21 protein-coding genes are annotated in these 22,047 nt (G+C 69.9%); 14 read left to right on the forward strand and 7 right to left on the reverse strand.

Going from position 1 to position 22,047, the window contains the following annotated elements; genetic code table 11:
• Positions 1 to 63: 63 nt before the first annotated feature.
• From BLS95_RS53895 to BLS95_RS03515, 4 genes are read left to right on the forward strand one after another with little or no spacing between them, the layout of a single operon-like run.
• Positions 64 to 231, forward strand: a complete 168-nt coding sequence (locus BLS95_RS53895) for a hypothetical protein (protein WP_218135580.1) — start codon at positions 64 to 66, stop codon at positions 229 to 231.
• Positions 231 to 1,178, forward strand: a complete 948-nt coding sequence (locus tag BLS95_RS03505) for an MBL fold metallo-hydrolase (protein ID WP_176993002.1) — start codon at positions 231 to 233, stop codon at positions 1,176 to 1,178. The genes BLS95_RS53895 and BLS95_RS03505 overlap by 1 nt, the downstream gene beginning before the upstream one ends.
• Positions 1,175 to 2,713 carry an FAD-dependent monooxygenase gene (locus BLS95_RS03510; protein ID WP_090929293.1) on the forward strand — a complete coding sequence of 513 codons (1,539 nt, stop codon included), beginning with the start codon at positions 1,175 to 1,177 and terminating at the stop codon, positions 2,711 to 2,713. The genes BLS95_RS03505 and BLS95_RS03510 overlap by 4 nt, the downstream gene beginning before the upstream one ends.
• Positions 2,714 to 2,729: 16 nt before the next feature.
• Positions 2,730 to 4,163, forward strand: coding sequence for an alpha,alpha-trehalose-phosphate synthase (UDP-forming) (locus BLS95_RS03515; RefSeq protein ID WP_090929295.1), 1,434 nt, complete (start codon positions 2,730 to 2,732; stop codon positions 4,161 to 4,163).
• Here BLS95_RS03515 and BLS95_RS03520 read toward each other — a convergent pair.
• On the reverse strand, positions 4,096 to 4,380 hold the full coding sequence (locus BLS95_RS03520; RefSeq protein ID WP_090929297.1) for a DUF4235 domain-containing protein: 285 nt from the start codon (positions 4,378 to 4,380) through the stop codon (positions 4,096 to 4,098). The two genes, BLS95_RS03515 and BLS95_RS03520, sit on opposite strands and share 68 nt — an antisense overlap.
• A gap of 78 nt (positions 4,381 to 4,458) precedes the next feature.
• Between BLS95_RS03520 and valS the strand changes: the two genes are divergently transcribed.
• Entirely contained in the window at positions 4,459 to 6,966 is a 2,508-nt protein-coding gene (gene valS, locus BLS95_RS03525; RefSeq protein WP_245764808.1) for a valine--tRNA ligase, read from the forward strand.
• A 69-nt stretch (positions 6,967 to 7,035) separates the two neighbouring features.
• On the opposite strand, the gene BLS95_RS03530 is transcribed toward valS, so the two are convergent.
• Positions 7,036 to 7,554 (reverse strand): ArsR/SmtB family transcription factor, encoded by a 519-nt coding sequence (locus BLS95_RS03530; RefSeq protein WP_090929895.1) that lies wholly within the window; start codon positions 7,552 to 7,554, stop codon positions 7,036 to 7,038.
• 66 nt (positions 7,555 to 7,620) lie between these two features.
• On the opposite strand from BLS95_RS03530, the gene BLS95_RS03535 reads away from it, so the two are divergent.
• The gene (locus tag BLS95_RS03535) at positions 7,621 to 8,883 is read left to right on the forward strand and encodes an MFS transporter (protein WP_090929301.1); all 1,263 of its coding nucleotides are present in this window, start codon (positions 7,621 to 7,623) and stop codon (positions 8,881 to 8,883) included.
• Between the two features lie 96 nt (positions 8,884 to 8,979).
• On the opposite strand, the gene BLS95_RS03540 is transcribed toward BLS95_RS03535, so the two are convergent.
• A complete protein-coding gene (locus tag BLS95_RS03540; protein WP_143043568.1) occupies positions 8,980 to 11,145 on the reverse strand; it encodes a DUF6351 family protein in 2,166 nt (721 codons plus the stop codon).
• A gap of 267 nt (positions 11,146 to 11,412) precedes the next feature.
• Between BLS95_RS03540 and BLS95_RS03545 the strand changes: the two genes are divergently transcribed.
• The 7 genes from BLS95_RS03545 to BLS95_RS03575 all read left to right on the forward strand — a co-directional run bounded on the left by BLS95_RS03545 (position 11,413) and on the right by BLS95_RS03575 (position 16,873).
• Complete coding sequence (locus BLS95_RS03545; RefSeq protein ID WP_245764809.1) at positions 11,413 to 12,807, forward strand: AI-2E family transporter; 1,395 nt, start codon at positions 11,413 to 11,415, stop codon at positions 12,805 to 12,807.
• An 11-nt stretch (positions 12,808 to 12,818) separates the two neighbouring features.
• Positions 12,819 to 13,373: a PaaI family thioesterase gene (locus tag BLS95_RS03550; protein ID WP_090929304.1), complete on the forward strand. Its 555-nt coding sequence runs from the start codon at positions 12,819 to 12,821 to the stop codon at positions 13,371 to 13,373.
• The gene (dut, locus tag BLS95_RS03555; RefSeq protein ID WP_090929306.1) at positions 13,370 to 13,810 is read left to right on the forward strand and encodes a dUTP diphosphatase; all 441 of its coding nucleotides are present in this window, start codon (positions 13,370 to 13,372) and stop codon (positions 13,808 to 13,810) included. Before BLS95_RS03550 ends, dut begins: the two co-directional genes overlap by 4 nt.
• A gap of 263 nt (positions 13,811 to 14,073) precedes the next feature.
• Complete coding sequence (locus BLS95_RS03560) at positions 14,074 to 14,721, forward strand: DUF3710 domain-containing protein (RefSeq protein WP_245764810.1); 648 nt, start codon at positions 14,074 to 14,076, stop codon at positions 14,719 to 14,721.
• Between the two features lie 28 nt (positions 14,722 to 14,749).
• On the forward strand, positions 14,750 to 15,136 hold the full coding sequence (locus tag BLS95_RS03565; RefSeq protein ID WP_090929309.1) for an OB-fold nucleic acid binding domain-containing protein: 387 nt from the start codon (positions 14,750 to 14,752) through the stop codon (positions 15,134 to 15,136).
• Between the two features lie 4 nt (positions 15,137 to 15,140).
• On the forward strand, positions 15,141 to 15,812 hold the full coding sequence (locus tag BLS95_RS03570; RefSeq protein ID WP_245764811.1) for a DUF3159 domain-containing protein: 672 nt from the start codon (positions 15,141 to 15,143) through the stop codon (positions 15,810 to 15,812).
• A gap of 782 nt (positions 15,813 to 16,594) precedes the next feature.
• Complete coding sequence (locus BLS95_RS03575) at positions 16,595 to 16,873, forward strand: hypothetical protein (RefSeq protein WP_143043569.1); 279 nt, start codon at positions 16,595 to 16,597, stop codon at positions 16,871 to 16,873.
• Positions 16,874 to 16,969: 96 nt separating this feature from the next.
• On the opposite strand, the gene BLS95_RS03580 is transcribed toward BLS95_RS03575, so the two are convergent.
• The 4 genes from BLS95_RS03580 to BLS95_RS03595 all read right to left on the reverse strand — a co-directional run bounded on the left by BLS95_RS03580 (position 16,970) and on the right by BLS95_RS03595 (position 19,886).
• Positions 16,970 to 17,971, reverse strand: a complete 1,002-nt coding sequence (locus tag BLS95_RS03580) for an ABC transporter substrate-binding protein (protein WP_090929314.1) — start codon at positions 17,969 to 17,971, stop codon at positions 16,970 to 16,972.
• Between the two features lie 4 nt (positions 17,972 to 17,975).
• Complete coding sequence (locus tag BLS95_RS03585) at positions 17,976 to 18,389, reverse strand: TIGR03668 family PPOX class F420-dependent oxidoreductase (protein ID WP_090929316.1); 414 nt, start codon at positions 18,387 to 18,389, stop codon at positions 17,976 to 17,978.
• Positions 18,390 to 18,561: 172 nt separating this feature from the next.
• Positions 18,562 to 19,221 carry a potassium channel family protein gene (locus tag BLS95_RS03590; RefSeq protein ID WP_090929318.1) on the reverse strand — a complete coding sequence of 220 codons (660 nt, stop codon included), beginning with the start codon at positions 19,219 to 19,221 and terminating at the stop codon, positions 18,562 to 18,564.
• Positions 19,221 to 19,886 (reverse strand): potassium channel family protein, encoded by a 666-nt coding sequence (locus BLS95_RS03595; RefSeq protein ID WP_090929320.1) that lies wholly within the window; start codon positions 19,884 to 19,886, stop codon positions 19,221 to 19,223. Before BLS95_RS03595 ends, BLS95_RS03590 begins: the two co-directional genes overlap by 1 nt.
• Before the next feature lie 102 nt (positions 19,887 to 19,988).
• Between BLS95_RS03595 and BLS95_RS03600 the strand changes: the two genes are divergently transcribed.
• Positions 19,989 to 22,037 (forward strand): APC family permease, encoded by a 2,049-nt coding sequence (locus tag BLS95_RS03600; protein ID WP_090929322.1) that lies wholly within the window; start codon positions 19,989 to 19,991, stop codon positions 22,035 to 22,037.
• Positions 22,038 to 22,047: the final 10 nt, after the last annotated feature.

Here is a 22,047-nt window from a genome sequence, read left to right on the forward strand (position 1 = left end):
AACTGACCGAATGTTCGGTAAACACTTCACCGTCTGGCCGATCTCTGTCAAGAGGTGGACACCATGGGTGGAGGCGCGGGGCTGGCCATCGCCGAATACCTGTATGCCCGGCTCGGCCCCCGGTTCGAGCCGCCGCGGCTGCCGCGGGACAAGGTGGCTGTGGGTGAGCTGGGCCGCAAGAGCGGGAAGGGGGTTCTACGAGTGGTGATCGCGTTTCGGGAGGAGGGCTGATGGCCAGGCCGTTCGCCTCGTCGGCGGATCTGGGGGAGAAACGGCAGTCGCTGGAGGTACTGGCCGAGGGCGTCTACGCGCTCACGGCCGAGGGCGACCCGAACGTCGGCGCGATCGAGGGCGAGGACTTCCTCGTCTGCTTCGAGGCGCTGGCCACGCCGGTGGCCGCCAGGGAGTGGCTGGCGCGGCTGCGCGAGCACACGGACAAGCCGATCAGATACCTGGTGCTGTCCCACTACCACGCCGTCAGGGTGCTGGGCGCGTCGGCGTTCGGGGCGGAGGTGATCGTGACGCACGAGAAGACCCGCGAGCTGATCGCCGAGCGCGGCGAGCAGGACTGGGCCAGCGAGTACGCCAGGATGCCCCGCCTGTTCAGGGAGCCTGCCTCGATCCCGGGCCTGACGTGGCCCACGGCGACCTTCAGCGACAGGTTCACCATCGACCTGGGCGGCACGCGCGGCGACCTGGTGCTGCACCATTGCGGCCGTGGCCACACCGAGGGCGACCTGGTGGCGTGGCTGCCCCGGCAGCGGATCATGTTCGCCGGCGATCTGGTCGAGTCCCAGGCGGCCCTCTACACCGGCGACGCCTTCCACCGCGACTGGTCGTCGGCGACGCTCGACCGGGTGGCCGCGTTCGGCGCGCACACCCTGGTCGGAGGGCGGGGCGCGGTGGCGCGAGGGGAGGAGGCGGTGGCCGCGGCCATCGCCCAGACCCGCGACTTCCTGGCCGTGATGCTGCGCGAGGTCGGCGCGGCCGGCTCCCTGGAGGAGGCCTTCCGCCGCACCCACCGGGCGCTCGCGCCTCAGTACGGCTCCTGGCCGATCTTCGAGCACTGCCTGCCGTTCAACGTCTCCAGGCTGTGGGACGAGCTCCACGGCGTCGAGCGGCCGCGGATCTGGACGGCCGAGCGTGACCGCGAAGTGTGGGACCAGCTGCAGACATGAACAGCCAGGCGCAGGTCATCGTGGTCGGCGCGGGGCCCGTCGGGCTGAGCGCCGCGTTGCTGCTGGCCCGCTGGGGCGTCCAGGTGCTGGTGCTGGACCAGCGGCCGGGCCGGGAACCGGTCGGGTCGAGGTCCATCTGCCAGCAGCGCGACGTGCTCGACATCTGGACCGCCGCCGGCGCGGGCAAGGTGGCGGTGGAGGGCCTGGCGTGGACCACGGCCCGTACCTACTACCGCGACCGGGAGCTGTTCTCCTGGTCGTTCGAGCACGACGGGCTGCTGCCGGCCTGCGTGAACATCTCCCAGGCCCGCACCGAGCAGTTGCTGGACGAGGCCGTGGCCGCCCAGCCGCTGATCGAGGTCCGCTGGGACCACCAGGTCACCGGCCTCACCCAGGACGCCGCCGGGGTCACCGTGCGCTGCGGCCAGCGGCTGCTGCGCGCCTCCTACGTGGTCGCGTGCGCCGGGGCGCGGTCGCAGCCGCTGCGGCAGGCGCTCGGCGTCTCGTTCGACGGCGAGACGTTCGACGACCAGTTCCTGATCTGCGACATCAGGGCCGACCTGCCCGGCTGGGAGAACGAGCGCCGCTTCTACTTCGATCCCGCGTGGAACCCGGGCCGGCAGGTGCTCATCCACCCCTGCCCGGGGGGCACGTTCCGGATTGATTGGCAAATAGCGCCCGACTTCATCCCAACAGAAAACGATATTTCGCGAAAAATCCGGCAAATCATTGGGGAACGGTCGTACGAGCTGCTCTGGCACACCACCTACCGCTTCCACGCGCGCATCGCCTCCCGCATGCGCGTCGGCCGGGTGCTGCTGGCGGGCGACTGCGCCCACCTCGTGGCCCCGTTCGGCGCGCGGGGGCTCAACTCCGGCGTGCCCGACGCCGAGAACGCGGCCTGGAAACTGGCCTTCGTGCTCAACGGCTGGGCCGAGGAGGAGTTGCTGGAGACGTACCACATCGAGCGGCACGCGGCCGCCAGGGAGAACCTGGAGGTCACCGCCGCCACCATGCGCTTCCTCGCGCCGAGGACGGTGGAGGAGCGCATGCGCCGGCGGGCGGCGCTGGAGGGAGGGCGGATCGAGGAGGTGGACTCGGGGCGGTTCGCCGAGCCGTACTGGTATGTGGACTCGCCGCTCACCACCCCCGAACCGGAACGCCCGTTCCAGGGCAGGCCGCCCAAGGGGGCGCCGTGCGTGCCCGCGCCCGGTGTCATCCTGCCTGATGTGCGGCTCCCAGCGGGAAGGCTACGAGATTTCAGCCGGGACGGTTTCCTCATTCTGGTGGGCGAAATGTGCGATTCGCGTTTGTTTGCGCAGGTCTTGGGCAAGGTCATTACGGCGCCGCTCGCCGTACGCGGGCTCGCGGAGATGGACGGGTCCGGCACGCTGGCCGAGAAACTCGACGCCAGACCGGATGAGGCATGGGTCATCAGGCCTGACAGTCACATCGCCGCGATCATCCCCCACGCGGGTCCGGAGTTGGTGGTGGACGCCGTGAGCCGAGTGCTTCGCGGCTCGCCTGACGCTTGACCCCGAGGAGGACTGCGTGACTGGCCGTAGCTCGTTTCTGATCGTGGCCAACCGGCTGCCGGTGGACCGGACGATCGAGCCAGACGGAACGGCCTCGTGGCGTAGGAGTCCGGGCGGGCTGGTGACCGCCATCGCGCCGGTGATGCAACGCCGCCAAGGGGCCTGGGCCGGCTGGCACGGGGCGCCCGACGAGGAGCTGGAGCCCTTCGAGCAGGACGGCATGAACCTCATCTCCGTCCCCCTGTCGGCCAGCGAGGTCGAGCTCTACTACGAGGGCTTCTCCAACGCCACCCTGTGGCCCCTCTACCACGACGTGGTCGCGCCGCCCGTCTACCACCGGACGATGTGGGAGACCTACCGCCGCGTCAACGAGCGCTTCGCCAACGCCGCCGCGGCGGCCGCCGAGGAGGGCGCGGTCGTCTGGGTGCAGGACTACCAGCTCCAGCTGGTGCCCGCCATGCTCCGCAAACTCAGGCCCGACCTGCGGATCGGGTTCTTCCTGCACATCCCCTTCCCGCCGACCGAGCTCTTCTTCCGGCTGCCGTGGCGCAAGGAGCTCGTCGAAGGGCTGCTCGGGGCCGACCTGGTGGGATTCCAGCTGCCCGGCGGCGCCTCGAACTTCCGGCGGTTGTGCCGGCGGCTGCTCGGGCTGCCGTACAAGGGGAACGAGATCTTCCTCGACGACCGGGTGGTGACCACGCAGGCGTTCCCGATCTCCGTGGACTTCGCGCACCTCGACTCCCTGGTACGCGACCCGCAGATCGTGAATCGCGCCAAGGAGATCAGGAAGGAACTGGGCGACCCCGAGCACGTGCTGCTCGGCGTCGACCGGCTCGACTACACCAAGGGCATCGGCCAGCGGCTGGAGGCGTTCGGGGAGCTGCTCAAGGACGGGAAGCTGGTGCCGAACGAGGCCGTGTTCGTGCAGATCGCCACGCCGAGCAGGGAGCGGGTGGAGGAATACCGGCGGTTGCGGGACGACATCGAGCTACAGGTCGGGCGGATCAACGGCGAGCACGCCCAGCTCGGCTACCAGCCGGTTCAGTATTTCCACCAGTCCTACGACCACGACGAGCTGGCCGCGCTCTATCTCGCCGCCGACGTCATGGTGGTGACCCCGCTGCGCGACGGCATGAACCTGGTGGCCAAGGAATATGTCTCGTGCCACCACGACCTGCACGGAGCGCTGGTGCTCAGCGAGTTCGCCGGGGCCGCCGACGAGCTGCGCCAGGCCTACCTGGTCAATCCGTACGACGTGGAGGACGTCAAGCGCCAGATGCTGGCGGCGATGCGGGCCACGCCGCACGAGCTGGCCCGGCGGATGCGCACGATGCGCCGCCGGGTAGCCACCTACGACGTGGACCGCTGGGCGAATGAGTTTCTCAATGCCCTGGAGTCACCTGCTTCACCGATTTCCACGCGTCGTAGCGCTTCTTGGCGGTCCGGTTGACCACGATCTGCGCCACGGACATGCCGACCCCCATGACCACGGCGTAGCCGATGGCCTCTCCGAGGCTCACCTCGGGCGAGTCGGTGTCGATCGGCGGCTCCTTGCCGGTGGCCTTCTTCCAGGCGAACCCGAGGATCTTCCGGGCTCCCCAGGCGGTCACGAGCCCCACCAGGCCGCCGATCACCCGCCAGGCGATATCGGGTTTGTCCTCCGCCATGCCGCTCTCCCTTCCCCTTTGTAACGAACACTAGTCTCTACCGCTTGCCGGGCCGGCGAAGCCGTACCATAAGGAGGCATGACTCAGCAGCGACTACGCCATGCCGCCATGCCGGAAAAGCCGACCCTCGATGGCTTGGAGCAGGTATGGGTAGCTCGCTGGGAGGACGAGGGCGTCTACCGCTTCGACCGTTCCAAGCCGCGTGAGCAGGTCTACTCCATCGACACGCCGCCCCCGACCGTGTCGGGCTCGCTGCACATCGGTCACGTCTTCTCCTACACCCACACCGACATCATGGCCCGCTATCAGCGGATGATCGGCAAGTCCGTCTTCTATCCCCTCGGCTGGGACGACAACGGGCTGCCCACCGAGCGCCGGGTGCAGAACGTCTATGGCGTGCGCTGCGATCCGTCACTGCCCTACGACCCCGACTTCGTTCCACCGGAGAAGCCCGGCAAACGCGAAATCTCCATCTCCCGGCGCAATTTCGTGGAGCTGTGCCACCGGCTCACCGCCAGCGACGAGCAGGCGTTCGAGGAGGTGTGGCGGCGGGTCGGCCTGTCGGTGGACTGGTCGCTGCTCTACACCACGATCGGCGACGAGTCGCGGGCGGTGTCGCAGCGGGCGTTCCTGCGCAACCTGCGGCGCGGCGAGGCCTACCTCGCCGAGGCGCCGACGCTCTGGGACGTCAGCTTCCGCACCGCCGTCGCGCAGGCCGAGCTGGAGGACCGGGAGTGGCCCGGCGCCTTCCACCGGATCTCCTTCTACGGCGAGAAGGGTTCGGTCTGGGTCGAGACGACCAGGCCCGAGCTCATCCCGGCGTGCGTGGCCCTGGTCGCGCACCCCGACGACGAGCGCTATCAGGAGCTGTTCGGCACGTCGGTGCTGACGCCGCTGTTCGGGGTCGAGGTGCCGGTGCTGGCCCACCGCCTGGCCGAGCCCGACAAGGGCACCGGCATCGCGATGATCTGTACCTTCGGCGACGTCACCGACGTCACCTGGTGGCGGGAGCTCCAGCTGCCGACCCGGCCGGTCATCGGCTGGGACGGGCGCCTGCTGCCCGAGCCGCCGGAGGGCGTGGAGGAGGAGCCGTACAAGGAGCTGGCCGGCAAGACCGTGCACAGCGCCCGGGAGCGCATCGTGGAGCTGCTGCGCGAGTCGGGCGACCTCGACGGTGAGCCCAGGCCCGTGTCGCGCCCGGTGAAGTTCTACGAGCGCGGCGACAAGCCCCTGGAGATCGTCACCACCCGCCAGTGGTACATCCGCAACGGCGGGCGCGACGCCGAGCTGCGCAAGCGGCTGCTGGAGCGCGGGCGCGAGCCCGCCTGGCATCCGCCGCACATGCGGGTGCGCTATGACAACTGGGTCGAGGGGCTCGCCGGTGACTGGCTGATCTCGCGCCAGCGGTTCTACGGCGTGCCGATCCCGGTGTGGTATCCGCTCGACGAGTCCGGGCAGCCCCTGCACGACGCGCCGATCGTGCCGTCCGAGGACGTGCTGCCGATCGACCCGACCTCCGACACGCCGCCCGGCTACACGGAGGAGCAGCGTGGCGTGCCCGGCGGGTTCATGGCCGACCCCGACGTCATGGACACCTGGGCCACCTCGTCGCTGACCCCGCAGATCGCCGGCCGCTGGGGCACCGACGACGACCTCTTCCAGCGGGTCTACCCGGCCGACCTGCGCTCGCAGGCCCACGAGATCATCCGCACCTGGTTGTTCTCGACCGTGGTCAGGTCGCACCACGAGTTCGGCACGCGGCCGTGGGCCAACGTGGCGATCTCGGGGTGGATCCTCGACCCCGACCGCAAGAAGATGTCCAAGTCCAAGGGCAACGTCGTCACCCCGCTCGACCTGCTCAAGCAGCACGGCTCCGACGCCGTGCGCTACTGGGCGGCCGGCGGGCGGTACGGCGTGGACACCGCGTTCGACGTCGGGCAGCTCAAGATCGGCCGGCGGCTCGCGATCAAGATCCTCAACGCGTCGAAGTTCGTGCTCGGGCTGGCCGAGAGCGACGGAGAGGTCACCGAGCCGCTCGACCTGTCGATGCTGGCGGCCCTGTCCGACGTCGTGCGGGAGACGGGCGAGGCGTTCGCCGCCTACGACCACTCCAGGGCGCTGGAGGCCGTCGAACGCTTCTTCTGGGCCTTCTGCGACGACTACCTGGAGCTGGTCAAGGCCCGTGCCTACGAGTCCGGTCCGGCCTCCGCCTCCGCCCACGCCGCGTTGCGGCAGGCGCTCGACGTGCTGCTGCGGCTGTTCGCGCCGATCCTGCCGTTCGTGACCGAGGAGGTGTGGTCATGGTGGCGCGCGGGGTCGGTGCACCGGGCTCCCTGGCCCGCGGTCGAGCGCGGGAGCGGCGACCCGGCGGTGCTGGCCGTGGCCTCCGAGGTGCTCGGACGGGTGCGCAAGGCCAAGTCGGAGGCCCAGCTGTCGATGCGGGCGGAGGTGTCCCGGTTGACCGTCTCCGGGCCGGAAGCCGGGCTTGTCCGGCAGGCTCAGGACGACATTTGCGCGGCCGGGCATGTGGAGGAGTTCGTTCTGCAGTACGGTGAGGCCCTGGAGGTCACCACCCTCCTCGACTAGCTACCTGGGCTGACGTCCGGATGGCAGGGCGCCGGGTGCTCCCCTGGGGGGCGCCCGGCGTTCCTGTGTTCAGTCCTCGCGCGTGGTGTCGCGGTGGATGGCCATGAACAACGAGTAGGGCTCGCCCTCCGGTGCCGGCTCCAGCGCGCTGAAGTCCTCGAACACCTCCTGCAGCCGCCGGCTCAGCTCGGCCCGCTGCTCAGGCGTGAGCCTGAGACCCATCCTGGTGTAGTCGCCCTCCTCGACGCCGGCCAGCCTGACCTCCTCCAGGAAGGCGTCGAGCATCGCCGTGCGGCCGCCGGGCACGCCGCTCTCGCGGATGTCCATCTCCCACGACTTGCCGGTGGCCCGGTAGGGGATCTCGGTGGAGCCGCGCCGGCCCGGACGGCTGGGCTGGGCGGCCAGGAAGCCGGTGTCGACGAGCTTGCGCACGTGGTGCAGCGTGGTGGCGGGGTTCGCGCCGAGGCGGGCGGCGATCTCCTTGTTGGTGAGCGCCCGGTCCAGGCAGAGCCGCAGGATGCGCAGCCGTACGGCGGAGGCCAGGGCGCGGGCCTCGGCCTCGGTGGCGGGGCGGCGGGTGGTGCCCATGGAGGGCAACCCTATGCGGTCGAGCGACTGATTGACTTTTCTCAATCGGTCGCCGATGCTCGTCGGATGAGCCGATTCGGACTGTTACGCGAGCACGACTTCCGCGGGTTGTTCCTCGCCGACACCGCCAGCCAGGCCGGCACCCAGATCCTCGTCCTGGCGCTGCCCCTGGTCGCGGTCGCGACGTTGCGGGTCTCCGAGTTCGAGGTGGGCCTGCTGGCCGCGTGCCAGACGGTGGCGTTCGTGGTGATCGGGCTGCCGGCGGGCGCGCTCGTGGACCGGTTGCGCAAGCGCGTGGTGATGATCGTCAGCGACTGGGCGCGGGTGCTGGCGCTCCTGTCGGTGCCGTTGGCGTGGTGGCTGGAGGTGCTCTCGGTCTACCAGCTCTACGCGGTGGCGCTCGTGCTCGGCGTGTGCACCGTCTTCTTCGACGTCGCGTACCAGAGTTACCTGCCGTACCTGGTCGCGCGGGAGCGGCTGGTGGAGGGCAACTCGGCGCTGGAGGTCGTGCGTACGGTGGCGCAGCTCGGCGGGCCGAGTGCCGGCGGCTACCTCATCCAGTTCCTCACCGCGCCCTACGCGCTGCTCGTCACGGTGGCCGGGTTCGCCTGGTCGGCCGCGTGCCTGACGACGATCCGCAAGCCGGAGACCCGCCAGGAGGTGCGCCGGGTCCGGCTGGGCAGGGAGATCGCCGAGGGGCTCAGGTTCGTGCTCGGGCACCCGCTGCTGCGCCGCATCGCCGGGTGCACCGCCACCTCGAACCTGTTCTGGTCCATGGCCCAGCCGATGCTCCTGCTGCTGCTGGCCAGGGAGCTCGGCCTGGCCGCGGGCACGATCGGGCTGCTGATGGCCGCGGGCGGGCTCGGCGGGCTCGTCGGGGCGCTGGCCAACACCCGGCTGGTCCGGTGGCTCGGGCAGGGGCCCACGATGTGGCTGGCGATCGGCGTGCCGGCGCCGATGATGTTCGCGCTGCCGTGGCTGGAGGCCGACTGGCGGCTGGGGTTGCTGATGATGGCCCTGTTCTGCACCGGGGCGGGGGTGGTCGTCTACAACGTCACCCAGCTCAGCTTCCGCCAGTCCGTCACCCCCGAGGAACTGCTCGGCCGGATGACCGCCACCGTGCGCTTCTTCGTCTGGGGGACGGTTCCGCTGGGCGGGCTGCTCGGCGGGGTGCTGGGCGAGGTGATCGGGGTGCGGGAGACGCTGCTGGTCGCGGCGTGCGGTTCCTGCCTGGCGCTGCCGTGGTTGCTCACCGGGCCCATCCGCGCGATGCGCGACCACCCCGCCGACGGGGCGGCGCCGGCCGCCTTGCGGGAGGGAGGACGGTAGGCGGGCGGGAGCGAGGCTGGGGGCGCACGGGAGCGAGGACGGTAGGCGCGCCTCCCCTGGGTGGGGGAGGCGCGTGTTTCCGATGCCGCGGTGGTCTCAGTAGTCGCAGACTCCCGTGGGGAAGATCTGCTTCAGGCGGGTCCGCTCGTCCCGGGCCGGCTTCCAGGAGCCGTACAGGCCCTTGGCGATGGCCCTGTCCACCGGCTGCAGGCGGCACTTGTAGACGCCGCCCTCCAGCGGGCCGCCCGCCACGATACGGCTGGTGGAGTAGAGCGGGAAGTGCCGGGTGCAGGCGCCGGGGGAGCGGCGGTCGAGGATGCCGTCCCACACGTGCGGGCCCGCCGCGATCTCGGTGCCGTCGGTGGCGAAGCAGCGGTCCACGGCCTGGGGCGGCTTGTTGCCGATCACCCCGCGTGCCGGATATTTCCGGATGTTGGCCATCCAGGCGTCGATCACCCGCAGCGCCTCGGGCGTCTGGTCGGACCTCGGCCCGTCCGGGCGCGCGTCCGTGAACCAGATGACCTGGTTGCCCGCCCGGCCGTCGTGGTCCAGCATGCGCTGCCTGGAGGCGAACGACTGGTGCGAGTTGTGCATGTCGAGTTCTTCCTCCAGGTAGTGGCGCCAGTCGATGATCGGGATGTCGATGTCGCCCCTGAACACCAGGCCGCTGCGCTCCACGTTCCTGATCGCGATCGGGTCGCTGGTGCGCCTGGGGGCCGGGTCGCCCTGGGTGATGTTCCGGGCGCTCCACGGGTCGAAGTCGGCGGGGCAGGCGGAGGGCACGAACGGGCAGCCCTCCTGGACCATCTCGGGCGCCTCCTTCCACGAGCCCACCTTCGCGTTGAGGTCCAGGAACTCGGCCGGGGTGATCACCCCGCCGGTGAGGGCGCCGAGCCCGTACTGGACGCCCACGTTGTCCCAGGTGGAGCGGGCGTACCCGGCGTCGTTCACGCCGTAGACGTTGCGCAGGTCGTCCCAGTGGGTCCACTGCACGGTGTCCTTGACGCCCGGCGGGTCCATGCGCTGCCACTCGGGGTCGTTGTTGGAGGTCCACAGCGGGTTCATGGTCAGCGGGGTCAGGCCGCGCCAGCCCTCCACGCATTCGTCCGACCCTGGCCTGCCGGTGTACGGGTTGGCGACCGTGTCGCTGGCGTTCATCCCGATGAGGGCGGTCCTGTCGTCCCACTTCGCCCAGCGGGGGTTGTGGTCCATGTAGCGTTCGAGCAGTTCGCAGTCGCCGACGTGGATGGTCTGGGTGACCATGTCCGGATAGGAATACTGCGGGATCGCAGCGTCGATCACCCGGGTTCCGTAGTTCTGGCCGTAGATGTACTGCTGGATGGCGCCGCCGGAGCCGCCGACGCCCACGGTGTAGAGCGGGACGCCGTACTGCTCGATGAAGCGCTCCTTGACCATGAGGGCCGTCTCGCCGCCCAGGATCAGGTTGTAGTGGGTGGAGGTGCGGGTGCCGGACGAGTGCAGGATCGCGTAGCCCTTGCCGAGGCCCTCCGGGTCCAGGGCGCCGCCGCCGAGCGTGCCCTGGTCGTGGCCGATCGCCACGCCGCCGTCGAAGCGGTAGATCGCCCTGCCGTTCCAGCCGCCCTCGATCGTGGCGATCGAGTAGAGGAAGCGGTTGATCACGCCGCGCTCCCGGCGTACCACGAAGTCGACCGTACGGCCGTCCAGCAGCGTGGTCGTGGCCAGGTCGGCGGGGCGTCCCGCGGGCATGGGCTTGTACGTGCCGTCCGTCGACCGGTAGAGCCGGTCCGTCACCGTGGGGGCGAAGCAGTCGCGGCTCCAGCCGCCGGCGACGCGCATGCCCTGACCGTCCTGGTTGTCCACGACCGGCGGGCCGAGGCCGCTGCGCTCGGTCTTGCACAGAAACGGGTACTGGTGCGCGCCCGAGAAGACCGGGCCCGCGATCGGGTGGTTGCGGAGTTTCAGGGTCTGCCGGTGCGGCCCGGCGACGGCGGTGATCGTGTTGTCCCCCTCGGCCAGGCCGGTGACCAGGCCGGTGAGGCCGTCCCCGGTCTTCTTGAAGGACGCGGTCACGTCCTCGCCGTTGCGCAGGATCCTGGGGGCGGCGTCGCCGCGGGTCTGGCGGACCCTGACCAGGGCGTCACCGCCGGTGACCTGGTCGGCGCGGCTGGAGAGGACGTCCAGCGCGAGGCCGGAGCGGGAGGTGTGTGCGGGGGAAGCGTGTGCGGGGGAGGGTAAGCCGATGAGGGACGCGAGCACGATCAGGACCACCACAGCCTTCATGACCATGACGGTGACACGGGGTCCACTTCTTGCACAGACCCGATCTCCGGGTGGTGAGGGTCCATTGCGCGACGGTTCCCCTGGGTGGTGAGCGTCCGTTATTCGTTCCCGGGCGAGTGTTCGAGCCCTCGGGAGAACGCTCAGCGTCCGTTAGCGGATGGTTTCTCTGGAAGTGGGCGTCCGTTCTCGGACAGCGAAGCGGGCCTTCACCAGGCATGTCCGTTTTGAGGCGCGCATCTACGGGCCGGACGTGCCAGTCTTGAACACGTGCTACCCGACCGCCCCACCAAGCTCGTACCGCCCGTGCTCGCCACGATGGCCGCATGGTGCGGGTGTCTGATCCTCGTCGGCGTGGTCGTCTACTTCTTTGTTCAGGTCATCGCCAGGCTCACGTTCGTGGCGCTGCCTGTGGCGATCGCGCTGCTGCTGACCGCGCTGCTCTTCCCGCTCACCAGGAGCCTGCGCAGCGCGGGCATGCGGCCCATCTACGCCACCTGGATCACCATGCTGGTGGCCCTGGCCGTGCTCGTCGGCACCGGGTGGCTCGTGGGGGCGCGGGCGAGCGAGGAGTTCCCCAACCTGGTGCAGCAGGTGCAGGCGACCGCCCGATCGGTGCAAAACTGGCTGATCACCGGGCCGTTGCACCTCAAGGAAGCGCAGATCACCGGCTACGTCGACGAGATCGCCGCCTTGGTCAACGCGCAACGCACGGCCATCACGGGCACCGTGCTGTCCGCGGGCGCGGTGGCGTTCGAGGTGCTGGCGTCCATCGTGCTGCTGCTGTTCGTGACGTTCTTCCTGCTCAAGGACGGCGACCGGATCTGGGGGTGGTTCCTCAAGGCGTTCGGCGGGGTGGCGCCTCGGGTGGACAGGGCGGGGCGGGCCGCGTGGGCCACGCTCTCCCACTACGTCCAGGGCACCGTGGCGGTGGCCGCCGTGCACGGGGTGATCATGGGCATCGTGCTGGCCGGGATGGGAGTGCCGCTGTGGGCGCCGCTGGCCGTGCTGATCTTCTTCGCCAGTTTCATCCCCATCGTCGGCATCTTCTTCGCCGGCACGGTCGCGACCCTCGTCACTCTGGGCGCCAGGGGACTCGTCCTCGCACTGATCTTCCTGGGCATCCTGATCGTGGAGCAGCAACTCGAAAACCATGTGCTGCAGCCGCTGATCGTGGGCCGGGCGCTCAACTTCCACCCGCTGGCGATCATTCTGGTGCTGTCCATCGGGGGCATCCTGGCCGGGATCGCCGGGGCCGCGGTCGCGGTGCCCGTGGCGGCGGTCATCTACCGGGCACTGCCGGAGCTCCGGCATCGACCACCGTCGGTGCCACCGCCATCCTCCGAGGAGGTGTCCGTCGACGACGGGCCACCACCGGACGACGACTCCGCGCCCCGGGACGATGACACCGAGCGTGGTGGCGAGGCGGTGTCCGGGCGCGGTAGTGAGGTGGCTTCGGCGCGCGGTGCTGAGCGTGGTGGTGAGGTGGTGTCCGGGCGCGGTGCCGAGCGTGGTGGTGAGGGGGGTGCCGGGCGCACTGGCGATTCGGATGCCGGGCGCACTGTCGAGGCCGAATCCGGGCGCGGCGGCGAGGGAAGCGGGCGTGGGTTTTCGCGGGTGGGGAAAACGGCCACCGAGGACGGCGGGCGGGTGGACACAGAGTAACCTCGTCACCCGTGACGCGTTCCTCCCTCACCACCCCGCCGCAGGGCGCCGTCCTGCCCGCAGCTCATCCGGGGGCCCCGCCGCCGGGTGCCCCGCTGGCCTCCCACTACAGCCGCTGCTTCGGCTGCGGCACGGACCATCCGACCGGACTGCACCTCACGGCCAGGACGCCGGACGGCGCCACGGTCGAGGCCGAGTTCACGGTGGGGGAGGCCCATCAGGGAGCGCCCAGGCTGGCGCACGGTGGCGTGCTGGCCACCGCCATGGACGAGGTCATCGGAATGTCCGTCTACCTGTTGCACAAGCCCTATGTGACGGGGCGGTTGGAGACCGACTACCTTCTCCCGGTTCCCGTGGGCACGACACTCCACCTGCGTGCCTGGTGCAACGGCATCGCGGGCAGAAAGGCGTACCTTGAGGCTGAGGGGCGGATCGGCGCCCCCGACGGACCGGTCGCCGTCCGCGCGGCAGCGCTGTTCATCGAGGTGGGCATGGAACACTTCGCGAAGTACGGCGACCTCGCCGCCATCGCCGCAGAACATCAGGACTACGAGGTGAATCCTTGAGCAAGGTTGAGGTCCTCATCCAGCGGCTCGACGCCGAGTTGCCGATGCCCTCCTACGCCCATCCGGGAGACGCGGGCGCCGACCTCTACGCGGCCGAGGACGTCGAGTTGTTGCCGGGGGAGCGGGCCGTGGTCCGTACGGGTGTGGCGATCGCCCTGCCCGATGGCTACGCCGCGTTCGTGCACCCGCGGTCCGGGTTGGCGGCCCGGCACGGGATCACGCTGGTCAACGCGCCCGGTACGGTGGACGCTGGATACCGCGGCGAAATCAAGGTGACACTGATCAACACCGACGCCAAGGAGCCGTTCCGGCTCCAGCGGGGTGACCGCGTGGCCCAGCTCGTGGTCCAGCGGGTCGAGCGCGCGGCCTTCTACGAGGTCGAACGCCTGCCGGGGTCGATGCGCGGCGACAACGGGTTCGGATCGACGGGACGCTGACCGATGGACGGCAAAGGGCCACGGATCCAAATGGCGGGGCTGGGCGATCCGTCACGCAAAGGCCTGGCCAGCCGTCTTGCGGGCAAAAGCCTGGTCGGCGCACCGGTGGGTGGTTCTGTGGGCGAAGCGGCGGCCCGTGGTTTGGTGGGTGGAGGCCGGTTGGCGGTTCTGCGAGTGCAGGGCCGGTTGGTGGCCCGGTATACGGATGGCCGTCTTGGCGGTCTGAGGACAAGGGCCCGTGGGTGGCCCGATGAGCAGGGAGAGTGACGAAAGTGTTCCGACGTCGTCGTCGTGAGCAGCCGGAGCAGGCGTTCGAGCAGGAGCGAGCCGCCCCCGTGCGAGAGACCGGCCCGTGGGACGCCGACGAGCCCCATCCGGACAACGACAGGATCGATCTCGGCGGCCTGCGGCTGCCGCACAACCCGGACTTCGACGTACGGCTGGCCTCGGTCGGGGATCAGCACGTCGGCGTGGTCGTCCTCTACCAGGAGAGCACGCTGCAGCTCCAGGCCCTGGCCGCGCCGCGCAGCTCGGGTCTCTGGGACGAGGTCAAGACCAAGATCCGGGGGCAGGCGAAGGACCTGACGGAGCAGGAGGGACCGTTCGGCAGCGAGCTGACCGGCGAGATCAAGGCAGAAGGCGGCCCACGCTCGGTCCGGTATCTCGGGATCGACGGGCCGCGCTGGTTCCTGCTCGGGGTGGTCTCCGGCAAGGGCACGCACGACGAGGCGATCTCCGAGGCGTTCGTCGACTTCATCAAGGACGTCGTGGTCGTACGCGGCGACGAGCCGATGGCCCGTGAAGAGCCGATTCCGCTGCGCCGTCCCAACGAGCAGACCGGAGAAGTGGCAGACCAGGGCCCGGGCCTCAACCCGTTCAAGCGAGGACCTGAAATCAGTGAGATTCGCTAAGAGCTGATATCACATAGGCTGAGTCATCATGAGTACGGCAGAACCCCCCAAACGCGGGGGATTGCGTGGGTTCTTCAGTCGGCTGGCATCACCCCAGTCCGAGATCGAGGCCCAGGAGCTGCGCGAGGACGCCGATGAAGTCGGCGCGACGCCGATCGTGTCGTGTGGCGGCCGTCGGCGCTTCTGCGTAGCGGGTACGCTACGTACGGTCACATTGCGTCCAAGGGGCGGCGCCCCCGCTCTCGAGGCCGAGCTCTATGACGGGTCCGACGTCATCGACCTGGTCTGGCTCGGCCGCCGCAAGATCGCGGGCATCGAGCCCGGCCGCACGGTGAAGGCCGAGGGGCTGGTCAGCATGCAGGATGGGCGCAAAGTGATGTTCAACCCGCGATACGAGCTGCGCCCAGGGAGTTGATCAGGTGAGTGCTGAGGCGGAAGAGGTTGCCCACGACACCGTTGAGGCGGCGGTGCGAGCCCAGCTCGCCAAGGCCTTCGGTGGGGTGCGTGGCATCATCGAGGCGGCGGTGCCGACGATCGCGTTCACGGTGACGTGGATCTCCACCGAGGACCTGAAGATGTCCCTGATCATCAGCATCGCGCTGTCCGTGGTGCTGCTGCTGGTCAGGATCGTGCAGCGGTCGACGCCGCAGTTCGTGATCAACAGCCTGATCGGCATCGCGATCGGTGCCTTCTTCGCCAGCCGTACCGGTGACGCGAAGGACTACTTCCTGCCCGGCATCCTGTACAACGCCGGATACATGGTGGCGATGCTGGTGTCGATCGTCACCCGGTGGCCGGTCGTCGGCTTCCTGATCGGGTCGGTCACCGGCGACCCGACCGGCTGGCACAAGGACCCCGGCATCGTGAGGCTGTGCTCGCGGCTGACGTGGCTGCTCATGCTGCCGTGCGCGGTGCGGGTGGCCGTGCAGGGGCCTGTCTACCTGTTCGGTGGCGGGGATGAGGCTGTGGCGGCGCTCGGCTTCGCCAAGATCGTCATGGGCTGGCCGCTCCAGGTGGCCGCGCTGGCCGCCATGCTCTGGCTCCTCGGTCGCGGCCGCACTCCGATCAAACCCCCGGTCGCCCCGGCCTGAGGTCACGACATCGGGCCTGAGGGCGCGAGGTCCTCGGGCTTGAAGGGGCGGGGTTCTCAGGCTGAGGGCGTGGGGTTGTCGGGCTGAGGGCGCGGGTTCTCGGGTCGAGGTCCAGGGTGTCCCGGTCTGAGGGTCGGGCGTCAGGTCTGAGGGCGCGGCGTCCCGTGTGAGGCGATGGCGCCCTGGTCTGGGGTTGCGGCGTCGGGTTCGCTGGTGGCGGTGCCCCTGGGTGACGGCGCCGGGCTTGAGTATGGGCGCAAGATGCGAGGGCGCGGTGTCCTGTGCGCGGTGATGACGCCTGGTTTGAGGGTGTGGTGTCGGGTTCGCTGGTTGCGGCGTCTCTGGGTGGGGGCCGACGGGCATTGCTTGAGGGCGTGGCATCGGGGCTGAGGAGGCGGCGCGCTGGGTGGAGGTGGCGGGGCGGGGGCCAGAGGGCGCACGGTGTCCTGGTCGGGGTTTGGCGTCCCGTGTGGGTGATGGCGCCGGTTTAACGGTGTGGTGTCTGGCCTGAGTGGTCGTGTTTGGCTCAGTGGTGGTGTCTGGCCTGACTGGTGGTGGATGGGCCTCTGGCGCGGGCTGTGACGCCTGAGTTAGTGGTGGTGCTTGAACTCTGGCTGTGTGGTGTCCGGGTTCGAGGTGGTGCCTGTATCAAGCGCGGTGGGTGAGGCGCTGGGTTCTGGGCGTGGGGTAAAGAGCTCCGGATCAATCTCTTAAGCTCTTGATCCACTTGCGGGGGTATGAAGCTGCCGAACGATCATCGCACCTCGCATCGGGGGATCACCATGTACAGACGTGCCGTCACCGCCGCCACCACCACTGCCGCCGCGCTGCTCCTGGCCGCAGGGCCCGCGGTGGCCGATGACGACTTCGCCGGGCCGCACCGAACCTCGTGCGGTCACCATGAGCCGCGCCTCCTGGACGTCATCGTGCCCCTGTTCGCGGAGGCGCGGAGGGCCAGCTGCGCGCTGGCCGACACTGACGAGCCGGCCTGGGCGAACCAGTGGGACGAGCCCGAGAGCGGGTGGGCACCGGCTCCGTGGGTGTCGTTCCCTGACTGGTAGGTAGTCGGTCGGTGTCCAGGCGGCGGTCACCAGCCCGCCGCCTGCTCGCCTCCGCCGCCTGCTCGCCCTCCGTCGGATGGCCGGCACACCCGTGGGTCAGGGTTGGGGGATCGGTCCGGTGGGGGTCCAGCGGGTCAGCAGTGCTTGGTGGCCGGTCTGGAGGCCCGTTCCGGGATCGATGCGGAACGGCCCGAACAGGGTCGTCGTGTCGAGAGTCGAGGCCGCCGACCAGAGGGCCTCTCGTTCGGTGCCGCCCGCCAGCGCCAGACAGTGGGTGGCGATAGTGGCGGCGGCTACCGCCTGCACGGCCGGGTAGTCCGGAGGCCCGCCCGCGAGCGCTGCGTAGCGGGCCAGGAAGTCGGGCTCCGGGACGCCGACCTCCGCCGTACGGCCGACGCCGGGGGCCCATTGCGCGACCCCGTAGATCCCCTCAGGGCCGGCGACCGCCGCGCCGAACTCGCGAACGCCCGCCGCGACTGCGCACATCTCCACCGGCGGGGTACGCCTCTCCCGCACCTGTCTGACCGTCTCGACGTCCTCCTCGAAGGTGCCGGCACAGAACAGGCTCCAGGGCCCGTCGATCTCCCCGGGCAGCCTCTCACCCCGCGTACAGGACAGTCCGATCGAACGCGCCGCGCTCTCCGCCCCGGCGGTCACCTGCCGCCCGAAGCTGCCCCTTCCCCGCACGATCCAGAGGTGGCGGGCCCGACCGGAGGCGGCAAGGTGGCGGACGAAGGGGTCGGCGTACCGGCTCGCCGGGGTGGGCACCGAGACGACGTGGCCGGGATGCGCCCGCTCGACGTCGTCGCCCGAACCGCCGTGGTTCCAGAGCAGCAGGCCGCTCGCGGCGGCGAGGTCGCCCGCGCGCCGCGCCAGCCGCGTCGAATAGGGCCCCAGCAGCAGGTCACAGCGCCGCGCCAGGCGCCGCAGAACGTGCTCCAGAGTGTCCGGGTCGCTCCGGTCGTCCTCGATGACGAGGTCCACGTCGTCCTGGAACGACTGCCAGACCAGCAGGCCACGCCGGGCCTGCTCGCCGAAGCGGGCGAAGGCGCCGGACAGCGACAGCGGAACTCCGACGCTGACGGATGCCGAGGCCATCGAGCTATCCCGAGTACGCCCAGCCGGACCAGCGGCTGATGGTGATCACGATGGCCGGGCCCCGCGGCGGGCGCTGCCGGTATTGGGGATATCGGCCGGTGAGGGCGGTCACCGCGTCCTGCCAGGCCGGCCCGTCGGAGTGGACGACCGCGGTGCCGTCCCCGCGAACCCACCAGAGCCGGGTCCAGTCCTCCTCGTAATGGTCGACGAGGATGCTCACCTGCGGGTTGTGCCGGATGTTGCGCAGCCGCCGCAGATCGGTGGTCACCTTCGGCTTGTGGTCGACGGCGGTCACCACGGCCTCGCCCAGGACGGCGAACGTCACGGGCACCAGGTGCGGCGCGCCGTCGGCGCCCACGGTCGCGAGCCGGGCCACGCGCGCTTCGCCGACCCGCGTCCGGATCTCGGTGCTATCCATTGTTCCCCCTACTCCTTGCTATCAGGCCGTGACAAGGGGGAATCCGGAGGGCGAAGGGTGGTGCGACGGGCCCGGCGCCGCCCTTCGCACCGCCCTTGGCGCGGACCGGCGCCGTCGGTGCGGGTCCGGAAGTGTGGGGCCCGGAAGTGTGGGGCCCAGGAGTGGAGGGCCGTCAGTGTAGGGAGAGGAGGTGGGCCAGCTCCTGCTCGACCTCCTGGTTGGCCACGAACAGCAGCTCGTCGCCCGCCTCCAGCGGGTCGTCCGCCGTCGGCACCAGCACCCGGCCCTCCCGCAGGATCGCCACCAGAGCCGAGTCCGGCGGCCACGGCACCGAGCCCGCCCGCTGGCCCACCACCGGCGCGTCCTCGGCCAGGGTGAGCTCCACCAGGTTGGCCTGCCCCTGGCGGAACGTCATCAGGCGCACCAGGTCGCCGACGCTCACCGCCTCCTCCACCAGCGCGCTCAGCAGGCGTGGCGTCGAGACGGCCACGTCCACGCCCCAGGACTCGTTGAACAGCCACTCGTTGTTCGGGTGGTTGATGCGGGCCACCACGCGCGGCACGCCGTATTCCGTCTTGGCCAGCAACGACACGACCAGGTTGACCTTGTCGTCACCGGAGGAGGCGACCACGACGTGGCAGTTGTTGAGCCCGGCCTCGTCGAGCGAGGCGATCTCGCAGGCGTCCGCCAGCAGCCACTCGGCGCGCGGCACGCTGTCGATCTTGATCGCCCGCGGATCGATGTCGATGAGCAGGACCTCGTGGCCGTTCTCCAGGAGCTCGGCCGCGATGGAGCGGCCTACGGCGCCCGCCCCGGCGATGGCGACACGCATCACTCTTCCTCTTCCGGCGCCGTGGCGAGCACCTTGTTGATCCGGTCCATGTCGCTTTCGACGGCGATGACGTGCAGCACGTCACCCTCCTGAATCACGGTGTCGTCCGTGATGGTCAGGGCCTCGCCCATGCGGTTGATGAAGCCGGCGCGCGCCTTGACGCGCCCTTCGAGGTCCACGACGCGGGTGCCGATCCACTTCTGGTGCGCGGTGACCTCGGCCAGGATGACGGTGCCGGTGGGGTCGCGCCACAGGGGCTCGGCGCCCTCGGGGAGGATGCGGCGCAGGATCTGGTCGGCCGTCCACCGTACGGTCGCCACTGTCGGGATGCCCAGCCGCTGGTAGACCTCGGCCCGGCGGGGGTCGTAGATGCGGGCCACCACGTTGTCCACGCCGAACGTCTCGCGAGCCACCCGGGCCGAGATGATGTTGGAGTTGTCACCGCTGGAGACCGCGACGAAGGCGGCAGCCGACTCGACGCCCGCCTCGGTGAGCACGTCGCGATCGAAGCCCACACCCGTCACCCGGCGACCCCGGAAACCGGCGCGAAGCCGGCGGAACGCCTGCGGGTCACGGTCGATGATGGCAACGGAATGGCCGCTGTCTTCGAGGATGTGGGCCAGAGTCGATCCGACCCGGCCACACCCCATGATCACTATATGCATTTCCCCCCGCATCGTCGCGGTCGGCCGCTTGCTGGACACCAGTATGGCGTGATGGGGGAGCGCCGCGTTTAGGGCATCGGCGTGGGGCTAGCATCTCGTTACGTGGCGAAGGTAACGGATCTTGTCAAACGCGTGCTCGTGGGGCGCGCCCTGCGTAGCGGGCAACTCCACGAGCAATTGCTGCCCAAACGCATCGCCCTGCCCGTCTTCGCCAGCGACGCGCTCTCCTCCGTGGCATACGCGCCTCAGGAGATCCTGGTCATCCTGTCGCTGGCCGGTGTCTCCTTCTACTCCTACAGTCCGTGGGTCGCCCTGGCCGTCGTGGTGGTGATGCTCACGGTCGTGGCGTCGTACCGGCAGAACGTGCACGCCTACCCCAGCGGCGGCGGCGACTACGAGGTGGCGACCACCAACCTGGGCAAGAACGCCGGGCTCACCGTGGCCAGCGCCCTCATGGTCGACTACGTGCTGACCGTCGCGGTGTCCGTCGCCAACGGCGTCGACTACGTCGGGGCGACCATCCCGTTCGTGGGCCAGCACAAACCCGCCATCGCCATCGCCATCGTCATCCTGCTCACCGTGGTCAACCTGCGCGGCATCCGTGAGTCCGGGGCCGCCTTCGCCGTGCCCACCTACGCGTTCATGATCGCCGTGCTGGGGTTGGTCCTCTGGGGCGGGTTCCGGCTGCTGGTGCTGGGCGAGCAGATCCACGCGCCGAGCGCGCACTTCACGATCAAGCCCGAGCAGACCAACCTGGCCACCTTCGCCGCGGCCTTCCTCATCCTGCGCGCGTTCTCCTCCGGGTGCGCGGCCCTGACCGGTGTCGAGGCCATCAGCAACGGCGTGCCCGCCTTCCGCAAACCCAAGAGCAAGAACGCCGCTACCACGCTGCTCATGATGGGCCTGGTGGCGATCACCATGTTCGGCGGCATCATCGCGCTCGGCCTGGCGTCGGGGGTGAAGGTGGCCGAGCCCTCCGTGGTGCCCCACGACCTGCTGAGGCCGGACGGCACGCCGGTCGGCCCCGGCTACTACCAGCAGCCGATCATCTCGCAGGTGGCCGACGCGGTGTTCGGCGGCGGGTCGCTGCCGTTCGTGGTGATCTCGGCGGTGACCGCGCTGATCCTCTTCCTGGCGGCCAACACGGCCTTCAACGGCTTCCCCGTGCTCGGCTCGATCCTGGCGCAGGACCGTTACCTGCCGCGTCAGCTGCACACCCGCGGCGACCGGCTGGCCTTCTCCAACGGCATCATCATCCTGGCGCTCGGCGCGTGCCTGCTGCTGTGGGGGTTCCAGGCCGACGTCAGCCGCCTGCTGAACCTCTACATCGTCGGCGTCTTCGTCTCCTTCACGCTCAGCCAGACCGGCATGGTCATCCACTGGACCCGCCACCTGAAGACCGAGACCGACCCCAAGGTCCGCCACCAGATGCACCGCTCCCGCGTGATCAACTTCTTCGGCGGGGTCATGACGGGGCTGGTCCTGGTGGTCGTACTGCTGACGAAGTTCCTGGTGGGGGCGTGGATCGTGTGCATCGCGATGCCGATCCTTTTCCTCATGATGAAGGCCATCAGGCGCCACTACGACAACGTGGCGGCCGAGCTGGAGCTCACCGAGGACTACGAGCCGTCCACGCTGCCCGCGCGCAACCACTCGATCGTGCTCGTCTCCAAGCTGCACAAGCCGACCATGCGCGCGCTCGCCTACGCCCGCGCCACCCGGCCCTCCACGCTGGAGGCCGTCACCGTGGGCGTCGAGGGCGAGGAGGCACGCAAGCTGCAGGAGGAGTGGGAGCGGCGGGGCATCCCGGTGCCCCTGAAGATGCTGGACTCGCCGTACCGGGAGATCACGCAGCCGATCCTCGACTACGTCAAGACGCTGCGCAGGCGCTCGCCGCGGGACGTCGTGACGGTGTTCATCCCGGAATACGTGGTCGGCCACTGGTGGGAGCACCTGCTGCACAACCAGAGCGCGCTGCGGCTGAAGGCGCGGCTGCTGTTCAAGCCGGGGGTCATGGTGACGAGCGTGCCGTGGCAGCTCCACTCCTCCGACCGGCTCAAGGGCAGGCCGGAGCCGTTCGCGCCGGGTGCCGTGCGCCGGCCCTGGCACCAGGTGGTCAAGGACAGCGAGGATCAGATCAAGAGCAGGTGACCACCTGGAG

It is taken from the genome of Nonomuraea jiangxiensis (assembly GCF_900099965.1).
Lineage (GTDB): Bacteria > Actinomycetota > Actinomycetes > Streptosporangiales > Streptosporangiaceae > Nonomuraea > Nonomuraea jiangxiensis.